Origin of the sequence: Gynuella sunshinyii YC6258, assembly GCF_000940805.1 — a bacterium.
GTDB classification, from domain to species: Bacteria; Pseudomonadota; Gammaproteobacteria; order Pseudomonadales; family Natronospirillaceae; genus Gynuella; species Gynuella sunshinyii.
In genome coordinates, this window is sequence record NZ_CP007142.1 from 2,672,914 (window position 1) to 2,689,192 (window position 16,279).

General features: G+C 46.2%; 14 protein-coding genes. 9 read left to right on the forward strand and 5 right to left on the reverse strand.

Features of this window, described 5'->3' with window-relative positions; all coding sequences use genetic code 11:
• Window positions 1-130: 130 nt before the first annotated feature.
• From dapD to map, 5 genes are read right to left on the reverse strand one after another with little or no spacing between them, the layout of a single operon-like run.
• The gene (gene dapD / locus YC6258_RS11725; RefSeq protein WP_044617158.1) at window positions 131-1,162 is read right to left on the reverse strand and encodes a 2,3,4,5-tetrahydropyridine-2,6-dicarboxylate N-succinyltransferase; all 1,032 of its coding nucleotides are present in this window, start codon (window positions 1,160-1,162) and stop codon (window positions 131-133) included.
• A gap of 20 nt (window positions 1,163-1,182) precedes the next feature.
• The gene (locus YC6258_RS11730; RefSeq protein WP_044617159.1) at window positions 1,183-1,527 is read right to left on the reverse strand and encodes a Spx/MgsR family RNA polymerase-binding regulatory protein; all 345 of its coding nucleotides are present in this window, start codon (window positions 1,525-1,527) and stop codon (window positions 1,183-1,185) included.
• 17 nt (window positions 1,528-1,544) lie between these two features.
• Complete coding sequence (dapC, locus tag YC6258_RS11735) at window positions 1,545-2,738, reverse strand: succinyldiaminopimelate transaminase (RefSeq protein WP_044617160.1); 1,194 nt, start codon at window positions 2,736-2,738, stop codon at window positions 1,545-1,547.
• A complete protein-coding gene (locus tag YC6258_RS11740) occupies window positions 2,735-5,425 on the reverse strand; it encodes a [protein-PII] uridylyltransferase (RefSeq protein WP_052830228.1) in 2,691 nt (896 codons plus the stop codon). The genes dapC and YC6258_RS11740 overlap by 4 nt, the downstream gene beginning before the upstream one ends.
• Window positions 5,426-5,427: 2 nt before the next feature.
• Window positions 5,428-6,204 (reverse strand): type I methionyl aminopeptidase, encoded by a 777-nt coding sequence (gene map / locus YC6258_RS11745; protein ID WP_044617161.1) that lies wholly within the window; start codon window positions 6,202-6,204, stop codon window positions 5,428-5,430.
• Between the two features lie 263 nt (window positions 6,205-6,467).
• Here map and rpsB point away from each other — a divergent pair, with 263 nt between their 5' ends.
• The 9 genes from rpsB (at window position 6,468) to bamA (ending at window position 16,248) form a co-directional block, all read left to right on the forward strand.
• Window positions 6,468-7,238 (forward strand): 30S ribosomal protein S2, encoded by a 771-nt coding sequence (rpsB, locus tag YC6258_RS11750; RefSeq protein ID WP_144407793.1) that lies wholly within the window; start codon window positions 6,468-6,470, stop codon window positions 7,236-7,238.
• 100 nt (window positions 7,239-7,338) lie between these two features.
• The gene (tsf, locus tag YC6258_RS11755) at window positions 7,339-8,208 is read left to right on the forward strand and encodes a translation elongation factor Ts (RefSeq protein ID WP_044617163.1); all 870 of its coding nucleotides are present in this window, start codon (window positions 7,339-7,341) and stop codon (window positions 8,206-8,208) included.
• 176 nt (window positions 8,209-8,384) lie between these two features.
• Window positions 8,385-9,128, forward strand: a complete 744-nt coding sequence (gene pyrH, locus YC6258_RS11760) for a UMP kinase (protein WP_082070668.1) — start codon at window positions 8,385-8,387, stop codon at window positions 9,126-9,128.
• Window positions 9,125-9,682 carry a ribosome recycling factor gene (frr, locus tag YC6258_RS11765; protein WP_044617165.1) on the forward strand — a complete coding sequence of 186 codons (558 nt, stop codon included), beginning with the start codon at window positions 9,125-9,127 and terminating at the stop codon, window positions 9,680-9,682. The genes pyrH and frr overlap by 4 nt, the downstream gene beginning before the upstream one ends.
• Window positions 9,683-9,756: 74 nt before the next feature.
• Window positions 9,757-10,515, forward strand: a complete 759-nt coding sequence (locus YC6258_RS11770; RefSeq protein WP_044617166.1) for an undecaprenyl pyrophosphate synthase — start codon at window positions 9,757-9,759, stop codon at window positions 10,513-10,515.
• A complete protein-coding gene (locus tag YC6258_RS11775) occupies window positions 10,497-11,330 on the forward strand; it encodes a phosphatidate cytidylyltransferase (protein WP_044617167.1) in 834 nt (277 codons plus the stop codon). Before YC6258_RS11770 ends, YC6258_RS11775 begins: the two co-directional genes overlap by 19 nt.
• A 7-nt stretch (window positions 11,331-11,337) precedes the next feature.
• Window positions 11,338-12,525 (forward strand): 1-deoxy-D-xylulose-5-phosphate reductoisomerase, encoded by a 1,188-nt coding sequence (ispC, locus tag YC6258_RS11780; RefSeq protein ID WP_044617168.1) that lies wholly within the window; start codon window positions 11,338-11,340, stop codon window positions 12,523-12,525.
• Entirely contained in the window at window positions 12,522-13,853 is a 1,332-nt protein-coding gene (gene rseP / locus YC6258_RS11785; RefSeq protein WP_044617169.1) for a sigma E protease regulator RseP, read from the forward strand. The genes ispC and rseP overlap by 4 nt, the downstream gene beginning before the upstream one ends.
• A gap of 112 nt (window positions 13,854-13,965) precedes the next feature.
• Window positions 13,966-16,248: an outer membrane protein assembly factor BamA gene (bamA, locus tag YC6258_RS11790; protein ID WP_052830229.1), complete on the forward strand. Its 2,283-nt coding sequence runs from the start codon at window positions 13,966-13,968 to the stop codon at window positions 16,246-16,248.
• Window positions 16,249-16,279 lie beyond the last annotated feature (31 nt).

Consider the following 16,279-nt stretch of genomic DNA (forward strand, 5'->3'; position numbering starts at 1 on the left):
ATTAACGGCTGTCATGTACATATCAATAAATGAATATTTATTGATTTCGGTCGTGGAGAATGTATCGCTTCTGCGAATTTGGAATGAAGGGTCACCTGACATCAGCCAGATGACACCAGAGTTATTCCACTTAGTTGTGGGAATGAAGAGCTTCGTTGAGTTCAATAGCGGTTTGGTTCGTCAGGCATTCAACTGCACCGGTTTGTGAGTTGCGCCAAAACAGTAAGTCACTTTTGCCGGCCAACTCTCTCGCTTTTACCGTTTCGACAGGTTTTTTATTAGTGTCTAGTACGGTGACTTTCGTTCCCGCTGTTAAATATAAACCAGCTTCGATGGTACACCTATCGCCTAATGGAATACCTACCCCTGAGTTCGCGCCGAGCAGGCAGTTTTCGCCGATGGATACCACTATTTTGCCGCCTCCGGACAGAGTGCCAAGGATGGAAGCTCCACCGCCGATATCAGAGCCATTGCCAACAATAACCCCTGCGGTAATTCTGCCTTCCACCATGCTGACTCCGGCTGTTCCTGCGTTAAAGTTAACAAACCCTTCGTGCATGACAGTTGTGCCTTCACCTAAATGTGCTCCCAGGCGGACACGGGCAGTATCAGCAATACGAACTCCGCTGGGAACGACATAGTCTGTCATTTTAGGGAATTTATCGATGCTGAATATCTGTAAGACCTGACCTCTCAAGCGTGTCTGTATTTGCCACTCTGGCAGTTCTGGTAGATCAATTGCTCCCAGATTGGTCCAGGCGATGTTATGTAGCAGTCCAAAAATACCATCGAGATTGGTTCCATGAGGCTTGACCAGCCGATGTGAAAGCAGGTGCAGTTTCAGGAATGCCTCGGGGATCGTGGATGGCGCGCTGTCTGTTTCGAGAGTTACCAATATCAGAGGCTGGTCAGAATCTACAGCTGTTTTAGCAAGTGCTGCGCTCAGGTTAAGCCCAAATGACTCAAAAATGGCCGCCAGATCAGGGCATTTGTCCACGCTTACTTCCGTAACCTGATTTCCACCGGTACAGGCAAGTAGTTGGGCGAGTTCCTTTGTTAGATTTTCATCGGGAGAAAGTAGGGGTTCTGGGAAGTAACTTTCGATGATTTTACCCTGTTTGTTTTTTGTGGCAGTACCAAATGCCAAGGCAAAGTGAGGCATGTCGTGTTCTCTCTCCAAATTTAGGTGAACAGTTGAGAATACATATCTGGAGAAAAGCCCAGATATACTTTTTGTCCGGTTTCAAGTACCGGGCGTTTTATGATGGAAGGGTTTGCCAGGATAGTGTCTATAGCTAACTGCTCCGTCATATTATCCCGTAAATCCTGGTCCAGTTTTCTCCAGGTGGTACCTTTGCGATTTATGAGTTCCTGCCAGGATATTTGGGTTAGCCATTGGCGTATTTTTTCTTTGGAGATGCCATCTTTTTTGAAATTATGGAACTCAAAAGTTTGATTATTACCCTGCATCCATTCTTTGGCTTTTTTGATGGTGTCGCAGTTGGGGATGCCATACATGATGGTCATGAACAGACTCCTGTATTTTAGAGAGTGTCTAGGAATGCATTGATACGGTTGAAAGCCTGAGTGCATTCTTCAAGGCTGGCAACAAGAGCGATTCGCACATGGTTGCTTCCAGGATCTCCATGACCCGTTTTTCGGCTCAAAAACGAACCGGGGAGAACCGTTATATTACTGTGTTGAAACAGGCCTCGGGTAAATTCGGTATCGGTAACAGGAGTTTTTGCCCAAAGATAAAACGCTGCATCCGGTTGATAGATCTGAAGTTTTGGGTTCAGAGTATTTAATGCGAGCGCGAATTTATCCCTATATTGGTTGCGATTTTCCAGAACATGCTGCTCATCATTCCAGGCGGCGATGCTGGCTTGTTGGTGGTGTGGTGGCATTGCACAGCCATGGTAAGTTCTATATAGCAAAAACTGTTTGATCAGACTGGCATCTCCTGCTACCAGGCCGCTGCGCATGCCGGGAATGTTGGAGCGTTTTGACAGACTATTGAAAGCCAAGCAACGGGCGTAGTCGGTACGTCCCATTTTGGCACAAGCCTGTAGCAGTCCTGGAGGTGGGCTTGATTCATGAAAGTAGATTTCGGAGTAGCATTCGTCGCTGAAGATCAAAAAATTGTGCTTGTCAGCCAGTTTAATGATTTCAATTAATTCTGCTTCTGACAGTACCGCCCCAGTTGGATTGCCGGGAGTACATATAAATAGGATCTGGGTCTGATCCCATTGTTGTGGCGTTATGGTGGAGAGGTCCGCCTTAAAGCTGGATTCTTGAGTGCAAGGTATTAGTAGAGGCTTTGCACCGGCGAGTATGGTGGCGCCTTCATAGATTTGATAAAAGGGATTGGGGAATGCGATTTGGTCATCGTGGCGATCATGATCAAACAATGCCATCACGGCAGAAAACAGGGCTTCCCGAGAACCGGTAACCGGCAATACTTCGGTGTCTGCATTAATTTTGTTCAGTTTAAAGCGGCGTTCTAACCATCTTGCGATGGTTTTTCGGAGTTCGACAGTTCCCCGGGTAGAGGGATAGGTCTCCAACAACGAAAAACTGTTTTTTAACGCATCTATGACCAGCTGTGGGCTTTCATGTTTAGGTTCCCCGATGGACAGAGAGATATGGTCAACTCCGTCAGGAGGGGTGGTCCCTGCTTTAAGTTTTGCCAGCTTTTCAAAGGGGTAGGGCTGTAATGCTGCTAAGTGAGTATTCATTGTTCTTCAGTCAATTTCCGTTCTAGTTGTTCTTTGAGTCGCTGACATAGCTGGGAATCTGTGATGGGTTGGTTGTTTTTATCCAAAACAAAAAAGATATCTTCAACTCTTTCACCTAGTGTTGAGATGCGCGCATTTTGAAGCCTGATATCAAGTTCCCGGAAAATTTCCCCAATCCGGGCCAGCAGTCCGGGGCGGTCAACAGAAATCAACTCAACGATGGTTCGATCATGGTCCAGATCGTTGCTGATAATGACCTGGGTAGGGATTTTGAAGTGTTTAAGCTGTCTGGGGGTTCGGCGGCGAATGGTCTTTATTTCATTCGGGTTGCTGATGGCAAATAACAGCTTGTGTTGGATGGTTCTGATTTTTTCAGGATCGTTGCCAATACCTTTGCCTTCTTCATCAAGCACAATAAATGTATCCAACGAAAACTGGCTGCCTGATGACGTCATGATGCGGGCATCGTGGATGGAAAGACCCAGTGACTCCATAACTGTTGCGATATCGGCAAACAGATGTGCACGGTCCGGAGCGTAAATAAATATTTGGGTGGCGCCGGCGTAGGAGTTTTCGTCGATCTCCTGGATCAGAACCAATGGAACCCCAAGGCCGTTGGAACCGATGGCTTTTGTGTGCCAGGCGATATTTTCTGGAGTCTCCCGCAGGAAATAGTCATCGCCAGGATTATCCCATATGGCGTCTACTTCATCTCTGGTGAAACCGCCAGCCGCCAGAATTTCCAGGGCTCTTTCTTTCGTGTGTTGAATACGTTCATCTTTCCCAACCGGATTTTTAAGTCCGCGACGTATGGTGCGCTGGGTTTCCAGGTACAGCTGCTTTATTAATGATGCGCGCCAGCTGTTCCATAGGTTGGGGTTGGTGGCATAGATATCGGCTACGGTTAGCACATATAAATAGTTTAGCCGCGTCAGGTCTCCAACATGGCGGGCAAATTCAAGAATGACATCCGGGTCGGAAATATCTTTTCTTTGTGCGGTAGTGGACATGGACAGATGATTTTCCACTAACCAGGCCACCAGGTTGGTATCCCACTCAGCAAAACGGTGGCGTTTACAGAACAGCTTGGCATCTACCGCTCCCAATTGCGAGTGATCGCCTCCGCGGCCCTTGCCAATGTCGTGATACAGGGCTGAAACATAGGCCAGCTCGACTTTAGGCAGCTTTTTAATGACTTCAGTTGCCAATGGAAAGAGCTCTGTGTTCCCACGATGTCGAAACTTGCGCAGGTTTTTAACAACCTGGAGCGAATGGGCATCTACCGTATAAATATGGAACAAGTCGTATTGCATCTGCCCAACGATCGCACCGAATTCCGGAAGATAGCGGCCCAGAATTCCATAACGGCTCATGCGTCCCAGATTGGTTGAAACACCATTGCGGGATCGGAGCAGTTCGACAAAATACATGATATTGCGGATATCCTGCCGAAAATGACCGTCTATCAGGTGACGTGCCTGGCTGATCAGACGAATGGTCTCGGCGCGGATGCCAACAACATCCTTGGTTTGTGCCAGCAGCACAAAGATTTCCATCAGTGCTGATGGGGTGGTGGTAAAAACACTCTCGTTTTTGGCTTCAATATAGCCGTTGCGTATCTGAAAACGCTTGTTCAGGTCGGTGATTTGATCGCCACTGCCTGCCTGAAGGATCGCTTCGTCAAATAGCTGCAGCAAGGTGTCGCTGAGCTGCCGTAAATGAAAAACGCGGCGGTAATAACTTTGCATCAGCCGCTCAATGCCAAGCTTTCCTTTTTGATCCTGATAGCCAAACAGATCTGCCAGCCGTTTTTGGAGATCGAATAAAATTCTATCTTCTTCGCGGTTGGTGAGCATATGAAGAGCGTAACGGATTTTCCAAATAAAGCTTTGTCCTTCTATCAGTGTTCGATATTCAGACTCTGTCAGGAATTGGCGGTTAACCAGATCGATGAGGTCAGAGTCACCAAAGTGGCGCTTTGCCACCCACCCGATCATCTGGATATCCCGCAGGCCACCTGGCGATGCTTTCAGATTGGGTTCGAGGTTATATTCAATATCGTTATACTTCTGATGGCGGTTATATTGCTCATTCAGCTTGGCTTTGTAAAAGTCCTTGCTAGGCCATATATGTGATGCAGACGTTGCTTCCATCATTTGCTCGCGCAACGGGTCGCTACCAGCGATCAGTCGTGACTCCATCAAATTTGTCACAACCGTAACGTCATTGGTGGCTTCAGTGACGCAAGCTTCCAGGGTTCTGACGCTGTGACCCACTTCAAGGTTGATGTCCCACAAGAACGTCAGAAAGGCCTGAATGGAATCGGAGTTGTCATTGATATCTGCTTCAGATTGAAAAAGTAGCAGCAGGTCGATGTCAGACTTAGGGGCGAGCTCTCCCCGACCATAGCCTCCCACTGCAATTAGTGAGCGTTCTCCGGCGGTCCAGGTAAATTGGGACCAGGCACAACGAAGTAGTTCATCCATGGCCAGAGCTCGACCATGAATAATGTTGCGAATGTCATCTTTATCTTCCAGTGCCAGCAAAAATCGCTGATCAAGTTTCTCTTTGAGATCATTTAATGCTTGTTTGAATACAGAGATGCGACTGGTGGAAGAATCCAGCATGCATTTAAGACCTGCGGCATCCAGTAAATTGACATCATCAAAAGCAGAAAGATAGGACATGATTAAAACGGCACTTTTTCATCGGACCGAAGGGTCAGGATTTCCACACCGTTGGCAGTTACCAGACAGGTATGCTCCCATTGAGCTGAGAGTTTGCGATCTTTTGTGACGACAGTCCAGCCGTCATTTAAAACCTTGCAATCCCGTTTGCCGGCATTGATCATCGGTTCAATTGTAAAGATCATTCCTTCTTCTAACTGCAGGCCAGTCTGAGCTCTGCCGTAATGGAGTACCTGAGGATCTTCATGAAATTGTTTGCCAATACCGTGGCCACAGTATTCTCGTACTACAGAGTAATAGTTTGATTCTGCGTGCTGTTGAATCACGGCTCCGATATCCCCCAAGTATGCACCCGGACGTACCTGACTAATGCCTTTGTACATGCATTCCTGGGTGATTTTGCACAAACGATCGGCATGTGCTGCAACTTCGCCTACATAGAACATGGCACTGGTGTCGCCGTGATATCCGTCTTTGATGACCGTGATGTCAACATTGACGATGTCGCCCTTCTTCAGGATTTTGTCGTCACTGGGGATGCCATGGCATATGACCTGGTTTACAGAGGTGCAAATAGATTTGGGAAAACCTTTGTAGTTTAACGGTGCAGGAATGGCTTGTTGTTCCTGGATAATGTACTCATGACATATTTTGTCCAGTTCCCCTGTACTGATACCAGGCACGATATGTGGACCTATCATTTCCAGTACGTCAGCTGCCAGTTTGCCGGCGATACGCATTTTTTCAATTTCTTCAGAGGTCTTAATGGTTACAGGCATAGTGTCTCATGAACAGGTTGATTGCCAAATGTGCGATTGTACGCAAATTGTGCCGCTTGTGCAGCTTGAGTGCCTAATAGGGTGATGGTCATTTTTCCTTTGGCTATTTTCTCTGCTTATGGTATAAAGCGCGCCCCTTGCGATGTGCATGGGAAATATAACGTCACACATGTACCGACACTGTTTTCTGGGTGCCTTTTTCTGTATGGAAAGGGTTGGAGGCAGGGGTATATGGAGGCTTAACCCAAACTTTAAGAGAGAATATTATGGCAGTTTCAATGCGCGACCTGTTGAAGGCAGGTGCACACTTCGGTCACCAGACACGTTTCTGGAATCCAAAAATGGGCAAATATATCTTCGGTGCCCGCAATAAAATTCATATTATCAATCTGGAATTTACAGTTCCTGCGCTCAATAAAGCGTTGACCTTTGTTGAGCAAATGGCTTCCAACAAAAACAAAATCATGTTTGTGGGTACGAAGAGATCTGCTCAAAACGTGATTCGTGACGAAGCTACCCGTGTAGGTATGCCTTATGTCAACCACCGCTGGTTAGGTGGAATGCTGACCAACTATAAAACTATTCGTCAGTCAATTCGCCGTCTGCGTGACCTCGAAGCACAAAAATCTGATGGTACTTTTGATCAGCTGACTAAAAAAGAAGTGCTGATGCGTAACCGTGAAATGGAGAAGCTGGAAAAATCCATTGGTGGTATCAAAGACATGGGTGGGCTGCCGGATGCTATCTTTGTAATCGATGTGGATCACGAACGTATTGCGATTCAGGAAGCAAACAAACTTGGTATTCCAGTGATTGGCGTGGTTGATACTAACAGCAACCCCGATGGTGTGGATTTTGTAATTCCCGGAAATGATGATGCCATTCGTGCCATCGAGATTTATGCCAAGGCAATTGCTGATGCAGTCGCAGCAGGTCGTGAAGCGGCTGGTGGTTTGAAAGACGATATCGTTGAAGTTGCTGAAGACGAGTCTGCTGAAACTGAGTCAGAATCTGAATCAGATAGTGAAGCCTGATCATCGAACTGTAAGCTCGGGCGTTTATATATAGAAATTCAAAAGAAGGGGAAATCCCCCTTCCGTATTTAGTTATTGATAAATCATTGAGGTAAAGGCAATGGCAAATATTACAGCTGGCCTGGTTAAGGAGCTCCGTGAACGTACCGGATTAGGTATGATGGAGTGCAAAAAAGCCCTCGTGGAAGCCGATGGCGATATTGAAGTAGCGATTGATAATCTGCGCAAGGCTTCTGGTCTTAAAGCTGCCAAAAAGGCAGGTAGAACAGCTGCCGAAGGTGTGGTGTTAACGCGTATTTCTGATGATCGCACTTATGGTTTGGTAATCGAAATCAACTCAGAAACAGATTTTGTTGCCCGTGATGAAAATTTCCTGAACTTTGCCAATACTGTTGCTGACAAAGCTTTTGCAGACAAACAGACTGATATTGCTGCGCTGATGGCGGGTGAATTGGAAAGTGCTCGTGAAGCTCTGGTCCAAAAAATCGGTGAAAATATCAGCGTTCGCCGCGCTGCCGTAATTGGTGGTTCAGATTCTAAAGTATCTGCATATATCCATGGCGGTCGTATTGCTGTTCTGGCTGAGCTGAGCGGTGGTGACGAAGAGCTGGGTAAGGATGTTGCAATGCACGTTGCGGCTATCAATCCTCAGTATGTCAATCCTGAACAGGTTCCTCAGGACGTGCTGGATCGAGAGAAGGAAGTGGTGAGTGCTCAGTCCGAAGGCTCTGGTAAGCCTGCCGAGATTATTGAAAAAATGGTTAACGGTCGAATCAAGAAATTTCTGGCCGAGATCAGCTTGGTTGAGCAGCCTTTCGTAAAAGATCCGGATGTTAAAGTGGGTACTCTTGTTAAAAACGCAGGTGCTGAAGTTTTGAACTTTGTGCGTTTTGAGGTTGGCGAAGGTATCGAAAAAGAAGAGGTCGATTTCGCTAAAGAAGTCGCAGAAGCAGCGGGCCTCTCCAAGTAAGAGGCAGTATGAAAAAAGGCAGTTGAGACTGCCTTTTTTTTTGCTTGTTCACAATGCATGAAAAAAGTGCTCATCCAAACTAATTGTGATTTTGTTGCTTCTAATCGTTTGTATGGAGTTCATTTTCTGCTTCCACTGAAATATATTTGCACGCCTGATTTTAAATGGAGTTCTACATGCCTTCTGTCAAGAGTCAATCCAAGTACAAGCGAATATTGCTGAAGTTGAGCGGTGAAGCATTAACCGGTGAGCATCCTTTTGGTATTGATCCAAAAGTTCTGGATCGTATGGCGCTGGAGATCGGCCAGTTAATTGGTATAGGTGTCCAGGTTGGTCTGGTTATCGGTGGTGGTAATTTGTTCCGGGGTGCGGCACTTAGTGAGGCTGGGCTGGATCGGGTTACGGGTGATCATATGGGAATGCTGGCAACTGTTATGAACTCTCTGGCAATGAGAGATGCTCTGGAGCGCAGCAGTATCCGTACTCGGGTTATGTCATCTATTCCGATGAGCGGCATTGTTGATGATCATTATGATCGACGTAAGGCTATCCGTTATTTGGAGCAGGGGGATGTGGTGATATTTGCAGCAGGAACAGGAAACCCGTTTTTTACCACGGATTCAGCGGCATGCCTGCGTGGAATCGAAATCAACGCTGACGTTGTTTTAAAGGCAACCAATGTTGATGGTGTGTATGATGCAGATCCGCGTAAAGAACCAAATGCGAAAAAATACAGCCGATTGAGTTATGATGAAGCGCTGGAAAAGCAATTAGGTGTGATGGATTTAACAGCGGTGTGCCTGGTTCGCGATCATGGCATGCCGGTTCGAGTTTTTAATATGAATAAACCAGGAGCGCTAGTGAACGTTTTAGTAGGAGACGTTGAAGGTACGCTCATGAGTGAGGAGCCCAGTATATGATTGAAGAGCTTAAAGTTGAAACCGAAGACCAGATGAAAAAAGCTCTTGAAGCATTAGAATATGCATTTAATAAGATCCGAACTGGACGGGCTAATCCGTCACTGCTGGATACCGTTCATGTGTCCTACTACGGAGCAGATACGCCATTGAATCAGGTGGCCAATGTCTCTGTAGAAGATGGTAGAACCCTGGCCATAAATCCCTGGGAAAAACAACTGGTCCCGGAAATTGAGAAGGCGATTTTAAAATCAGACCTAGGGTTGAACCCGGCGACATCCGGCAGCACTATCCGTATAGTAATTCCTGCGCTGACAGAAGAAACCAGAAAGGATATGGTCAAACTGGCCCGTAGTGAGGCTGAAAAGGCCAAGGTATCTGTCCGGAACCAGCGTCGTGACGCAAATTCTGTGATAAAGGACTTACTCAAGGAAAAAGAGATCAGTGAAGACGACTCCAGGCGTGAAGAGGACATTATTCAGAAGCTGACTGATGGTTACATCGCTAAAATAGATAGTAAGCTGGCAGAAAAAGAAGCTGATCTGATGAAAGTTTAGGTATTGATGCTAATGTTTTAACAACAGGCTCCCGGATATTCCGTGAGCCTTTGTTTTATTTACAGGATTTAGATATGTCGGAGTATCACAATCTCCCAAAGCATATTGCCATTATTATGGATGGTAATAATCGCTGGGCCAAGTCCAGGCTGCTGGGGGGAATTGCCGGGCATAAGGCAGGAAAGGACGCAGTCAGAACAGTAGTCGAAGAATGTGCCCGGCTGGGGGTTAAGGTATTAACCCTGTTTGCATTTAGCAGTGAAAACTGGCGCAGACCCAAGGATGAGGTAACCGCTTTGATGGAGTTATTCTTGCTTGCGCTCAAAAAAGAGGTTCGTAGGCTGCATAAGAACAATATTCGGTTGGTGGTGATTGGGGATAAGTCGGGATTTAATGAGCGTATACAGCACCAGATTCGTGAGGCCGAATCGTTAACATGCCGCAATACAGCTATGACGCTTGCCGTTGCTGCCAATTATGGTGGACAGTGGGATATCGCTCAGGCCGCAAAAAAACTGGCTTGCAAAGTCAGGGAAGGGACGTTGGAGCCAGAGGATATCAGTGCCGAATTAATATCACAGGAAGTGTGTTTGGCTGAGTTTCCAGCTCCGGATCTGTGTATTCGTACCGCTGGAGAGCAGCGTATCAGCAACTTCCTGCTATGGCAGTTTGCTTACACAGAATTTTATTTTACAGACGTATACTGGCCGGATTTTGGTCGTGCAGAATTGCATCAGGCCTTAACTTCTTATGCCAGTCGAATTCGCCGTTTTGGTCGTACTGACGATCAGGTTGAACAACTCAAAGAATTACAATGCTCAAACAAAGAATAATTACCGCTCTGGTTCTGGCACCTATTATGGTGTGGGGAATCTTTTTTCTGCCACTCGACTATTTCGCACTGTTTACTGCCATTATTGTGGCTTTGGGTGCCTGGGAGTGGGCTCATTTATCCGGTAGTGATGTGATATCGGAGAGGGTGACCTATACCATGGGGAGTCTGACACTTCTGTCATTATGCTATGTTGGTCAGCTTTATTTTCATTGGTTTGACGAAATCGTGTTATGGCTGGCATTGGTCTGGTGGCTGATTGCTTTTATATTGGTCAGAAGTTTTCCTGCGAGTAGTTCTCACTGGCGATCTCCCAGACGACAGCGGATTATGGGTTTGTTCGTTCTGGTCCCAATGTGGGTTGGTTTATATCAACTTAAGGGGCTTGATCATGGCAATCTGTGGATACTGTTTTTAATGCTTGTGATATGGGGGGCAGATGTTGGGGCGTATTTTGCGGGTAAGTCATTTGGACGCAGCAAGCTAGCCCCTAATGTTAGTCCGGGAAAAACCTGGGAAGGTGTTGTTGGCGGGCTTTTAACAGTCTATCTGGTTGTCACTGTCGCTGGTTTGATTTTGGCGGGTGATCCGGATTTTACGTTGTCGGGCTGGATTGTATTGTTTGCCTCAACGACTCTGGTCGTCCTGTTTTCCATAATAGGTGATCTGGTTGAGAGCATGGTAAAGCGTAATCGTGGAGTTAAGGACAGTAGCAATCTTTTGCCAGGTCATGGCGGGGTGATGGACAGGGCAGATAGTATGTGTGCAGCGGTACCCATTTTTGCTCTGGCATTGAGTTTATTTCCAATCGGATGATACAGGCGTGCAGAATTTAACGATTTTAGGTTCAACGGGCTCGGTAGGCTGCAGTACGTTGGATGTGGTTCGTCGAAATCTTGATCGCTACAAGGTTTTTGCATTGTCCGGTTTTAAAAATGTAGAGCTGCTGGCTCGGCAGATTGTCGAGTTTAATCCGGATATTGCCGTTGTAGGTGGCGAGAAGGATCTGGTCAGGTTAAAAACTTTGCTGCCGGTTCGTCATTCATGCGAACTTTTTTGCGGTAAGGATGCGTTAGTCGATATAGCTCAGGCAGAGAAAGCCGACATTGTTATGGCTGCAATTGTTGGTGCCGCGGGTTTGGAGCCCAGTCTGGCAGCAGCCAAAGCGGGGAAGAAGTTATTGCTGGCGAATAAAGAGTCTTTGGTGACATCCGGTCAGTTGTTTATGGCGGCGGTCAAACACTCTGATGCTTTGTTGTTGCCAATAGACTCAGAGCACAATGCGATTTTCCAATGTCTACCCAATCAATTTGATATTTCTGACTCTTCACAAGGTATTCGATCTATCGTGCTGACAGCCTCGGGTGGTCCGTTCAGAGCATGGACCATGGAGCAGATTACCAATGCATCACGAGAACAGGCCCTGGCTCACCCCAATTGGAGTATGGGGGCAAAAATTACCATTGATTCTGCTACGTTGATGAATAAGGGCCTTGAGCTGATAGAGGCTTGCTGGCTGTTTTCAGTGTGTCCTGATCAGGTTGAGGTGGTTGTGCATCCACAGTCAATTATTCACTCCATGGTTCGTTATCGAGATGGATCTATTTTGGCCCAAATGGGGGCGCCGGATATGAAAATTCCGATTTCTTATGGACTTGGTTGGCCAGAGCGGATTGACTCTGGTGCCAGTGCGCTGGATTTTTTATCTTTGTCTTCGTTAACGTTTGAAGCGCCGGATGAAATCAGGTTTCCGTGTGTTCGTCTTGCTCGAGAGGCTTTTTCAGCAGGAGGTACCGCCGGGTCTGTGTTAAATGCTGCCAATGAAGTGGCGGTTGATGCCTTTTTGAATGGCAAGATTGGTTTTACAAAAATAGCCTACGTAAATGAATTAATTTTAAACCAGATTCCAGTCTCTACTCTCGACAGCATCGAAACTGTATTAGAATTTGACGCTTTGGCCCGATCACAGGCAGAGCGTGCGGTAAGCCGAATTGCGGGAGAATTATCATGATGATGATTATAGGGTTGATTCTGACGATCGGAATCCTGGTAACAGTGCATGAATATGGACATTTTTGGGTGGCCAGACGCTGCGGCGTCAGGGTGCTTCGATTCTCTGTCGGGTTTGGCAAGCCATTGTTCAAATGGTATGACCGGTATGGGACAGAATATGTGATTGCCGCAATTCCTCTGGGTGGTTATGTCAAAATGCTGGATGCCCGTGAAGGAGAGGTAGATACGGCTGACCTGGGCCAGGAATTCACTCATAAATCACTGTGGCAACGTATTGCTATTGTGTCAGCCGGGCCAATAGCAAATTTTATTTTTGCAATTGTGGCCTACTGGCTGCTGTTTATGATCGGAACTTCAGCGATTAAATCCACTGTAGGAGAGGTTGTGGTCGATAGCCCTGCGGCTAAAGCAGGTATGACTGAAGGCATAACGATACGTGCAGTAGATGGTCAAGATGTGGAAAACTGGCAGGACATTTCTTATCGTCTGGTTGAACGGATTGGAGAGACTGGAACCATTGAGTTTACCGCTGCCGACAAACGTCGATATTTGGTTCGCATTGACCATTGGTTGGAGGATGCTAAGGACCCCAATCCTGTCGAAAGTATCGGGATCAGTCCGTTTCCAACCCGCTTGGATCCAGTGATTGATCAAGTGGTGACAGATAGCCAGGCTGAAAAGGGTGGATTAAAGTCCGGCGATAGACTGTTGTCAGTCAATGGTCGTAAGGTTGATAACTGGAGTGATTGGGTGCATTTGGTGCAACAAAGCCCAGGTGTTTCAATGCAAACTGAGGTGCAGCGTGGCGATGTAATCGTTCAACTGACACTCGTACCTGACGCAGTTAGCAATGCCGATGGCAAGACAAGTGGGTTTTTGGGAGCAACGGTAGTGGTTCCCAGTATACCGGACGATATGATCATATCTCATCAGGATAACCCGGCAACAGCGCTGATCAAAGGTTTTGAAAAGACCTGGCAAACGATTAGTTTAAGTTTGCGGATGTTTGGCAAAATGCTGACCGGCGAAGTCAGCGTCAAAAATATCAGTGGACCAGTTTCCATTGCCAAAATGGCGGGTGAAAGTGTGATCTCGGGGCCTGAGGTTTTTATTGGATTTCTGGCATTCGTCAGTATCAGTCTTGGGGTATTTAACCTGCTGCCCATACCGGTTCTAGATGGTGGACATTTGTTGTTTTATCTCATTGAAGGGATTTTCAGAAGACCTTTGCCAGAGAAGGTGCAGATACTCGGAGTTCAGATAGGAGCGTCTTTGCTGCTGGCTGTCATGGTGTTTGCTGTCATTAATGATTTTAGTCGTTTATAAAAAATACAATTCAAGCTGGGCCATGAACAGCCTTTAATGTGAGTAGTTGATGATCAAAAAAAAATCTTTGTTGTTCCTGTCGTTGATAGCCTACACAGGAAGCTCTTCCGCTATGGTTGTAAAAAAGATCGAGATTGAAGGGCTTCAGCGAGTTTCTATTGGATCTGCTTTGAATTTGATTTTGGTCGAGCAGGGTGATGATGTCAGTCAAGGTCAGATAGGAGAAGCGATTAAGCGCTTGTACCAGTCCGGTTTATTTCGGGATATCAAGGCCTATACCGATGCAGAATCAGGGTTGCTCCAGTTCCAGATCGTAGAGCAGCCATCAATATCGGTGCTTGATTTTAATGGAAATAAGGCAGTATCCACAGATATTCTGAAACAGGTTTTTCGTGATGCCAAAATTCAGGAAGGAGAAGTCTTCAATCGTAGCAATCTGGACCAGTTATCTTATGAGCTTGAGCGCCAGTACGCTGCGCTTGGCCGTTATAATGCCAAGGTCGAAGCTGTTGTCACGCCTCTTCCCAGAAACCGGGTTAAAGTAGAGCTAGAAATAGATGAAGGTCGGGTCGCTCGGGTCGCCTCTATTGATATTACCGGTAATAGTGTCTTTAGTGATCAGGAACTCATCAAAGCCATGAATATGCAGCCCACCCGTTCTGGTGATGTGTTGCAAATGATTACCCGTAATAACCGGTATTCCAGTGAAACAGCCCGCAGTGATCAGGAAGCTCTGACGGCTTATTACCTTGATCGTGGTTATATCCGCTTCGAACTGACCTCCACCCAGGTCGCAATTAGCCTTGACCGAAGAAATGTTCATTTGACATATAATCTTCGTGAAGGTGTGCCATATACCGTCAGTAATGTGCAACTGACAGGTGAGCTGGTCGGAGATGACCAGAAGTTACGGGACCTTGTGACCATTAAGTCGGGTGAGTTGTTTTCCAGGCAGAAAGTTTCGGATGTGCAGAAAGCCCTGCAAGATCGTCTGACTGATCTTGGATATGCATTTGCACAGATAAATACCGTGCCGGATATTGATGATGAAAAGCGACTGGTGGATTTGACTATTGTAATCGAGCCAGGGAAGCGGACATATGTCAGAAAAGTCAATGTGACCGGTAATGAATCAACTAATGACGAGGTGATTCGTAGGGAGTTGACTCAAATGGAGGGGGCTTTGGTATCTGGTAAAAATATTCAGACATCAAAGAGCAGACTGGAACGGACCGGTTATTTCAAAACGGTTGAGGTCTCAACCAGCAAAGTACAGAACACCGATGATCAAGTGGATTTGAATATCAACGTTGCCGAAGCCAGCGATGGAATCATCAAAGGCTCGATAGGTTATGCTGACCCTGGCGGTATTTTTTATTCGCTTGAATATACCCAGAAGAACTTCCGGGGCAGTGGTCGGGATATATCGATAGTTGGCTCACAAACTGCGAATTATGAAAAATCACTCGAGCTCACGTATACCAATCCTTACTTTACTTTGGATGGTGTCAGTCTTGAGTATAACGCTTTCCTGTCAGAAGAGGACTATAGCGAAATTAGTGAGAATGACTACGGCACTAACAATTGGGGTGGTGGTTTTACCTTTGGATACCCAATCAGTAATGATGATCGTCTGAGTTATGGAATTGGATATACCAACACTAATTTGTACGTCAATGAACCTCCCCTGGAAATACAAGAGTTCATCGATGATTATGGTAAGAAAGAGGGCGCGCATTACGCATTCGAAGAAGTTAATCTGAATCTCGCCTGGACCCGTTCAACTTTGAACGGTACGACTTTCGCGAACAAGGGGCAGTATCACAGAGTGTCAGTTCAGGCCTCTATGCCATTTAGTGATCTTGAGTATTACAAGATCACTTATGAAGGTAAGTATTATCAGCCTATCAGTGATGGGTATTTTCTGAAGTTCCGTTCCAAACTTGGGTATGGCTCGGGATATGGAGATTCTACACTGCCTTTCCTGAAAAACTATTATGCTGGTGGGATATCAACATTGAGAGGCTTTAGTTACGGTGGTTTAGGGCCGTACAGTACGCCAAGTACTAATGATGATCCTTCCCGTATAGGCGGTAATATACTGTTGAACTATGGCGTTGATTTCTATTTCCCCATGCCATTGGTTGAAGATAAGAGTCAGTTCCGGTCATCATTCTTTATTGACGCTGGTAATGTGTTTACAGACCATTGTTTATCTCAGAATGCCGACTGTACAGAAGGCGTCGTCTGGGATGATATCCGTTACAGTTATGGTATAGAGTTTGACTGGATGACTCCGATTGCACCATTACGTTTTATCTGGGGTTGGCCGGTTGATCGTCGTAAAGATGATGAGATTCAGACATTTGCCTTTACCATTGGCTATAACTTTTAAAGCAGAAAATGATAAATAAGGATCCATAATT

Coding starts and splice junctions, on each gene's coding strand:
- dapD (WP_044617158.1), bottom strand. CDS start 1,162: ATGCCTCACTTTGCCTTGGCATTTGGTACTGCCACAAAAAACAAACAG.
- YC6258_RS11730 (WP_044617159.1), bottom strand. CDS start 1,527: ATGACCATCATGTATGGCATCCCCAACTGCGACACCATCAAAAAAGCC.
- dapC (WP_044617160.1), bottom strand. CDS start 2,738: ATGAATACTCACTTAGCAGCATTACAGCCCTACCCCTTTGAAAAGCTG.
- YC6258_RS11740 (WP_052830228.1), bottom strand. CDS start 5,425: ATGTCCTATCTTTCTGCTTTTGATGATGTCAATTTACTGGATGCCGCA.
- map (WP_044617161.1), bottom strand. CDS start 6,204: ATGCCTGTAACCATTAAGACCTCTGAAGAAATTGAAAAAATGCGTATC.
- tsf (WP_044617163.1), top strand. CDS start 7,339: ATGGCAAATATTACAGCTGGCCTGGTTAAGGAGCTCCGTGAACGTACC.
- pyrH (WP_082070668.1), top strand. CDS start 8,385: ATGCCTTCTGTCAAGAGTCAATCCAAGTACAAGCGAATATTGCTGAAG.
- frr (WP_044617165.1), top strand. CDS start 9,125: ATGATTGAAGAGCTTAAAGTTGAAACCGAAGACCAGATGAAAAAAGCT.
- YC6258_RS11770 (WP_044617166.1), top strand. CDS start 9,757: ATGTCGGAGTATCACAATCTCCCAAAGCATATTGCCATTATTATGGAT.
- YC6258_RS11775 (WP_044617167.1), top strand. CDS start 10,497: ATGCTCAAACAAAGAATAATTACCGCTCTGGTTCTGGCACCTATTATG.
- rseP (WP_044617169.1), top strand. CDS start 12,522: ATGATGATGATTATAGGGTTGATTCTGACGATCGGAATCCTGGTAACA.
- bamA (WP_052830229.1), top strand. CDS start 13,966: ATGGTTGTAAAAAAGATCGAGATTGAAGGGCTTCAGCGAGTTTCTATT.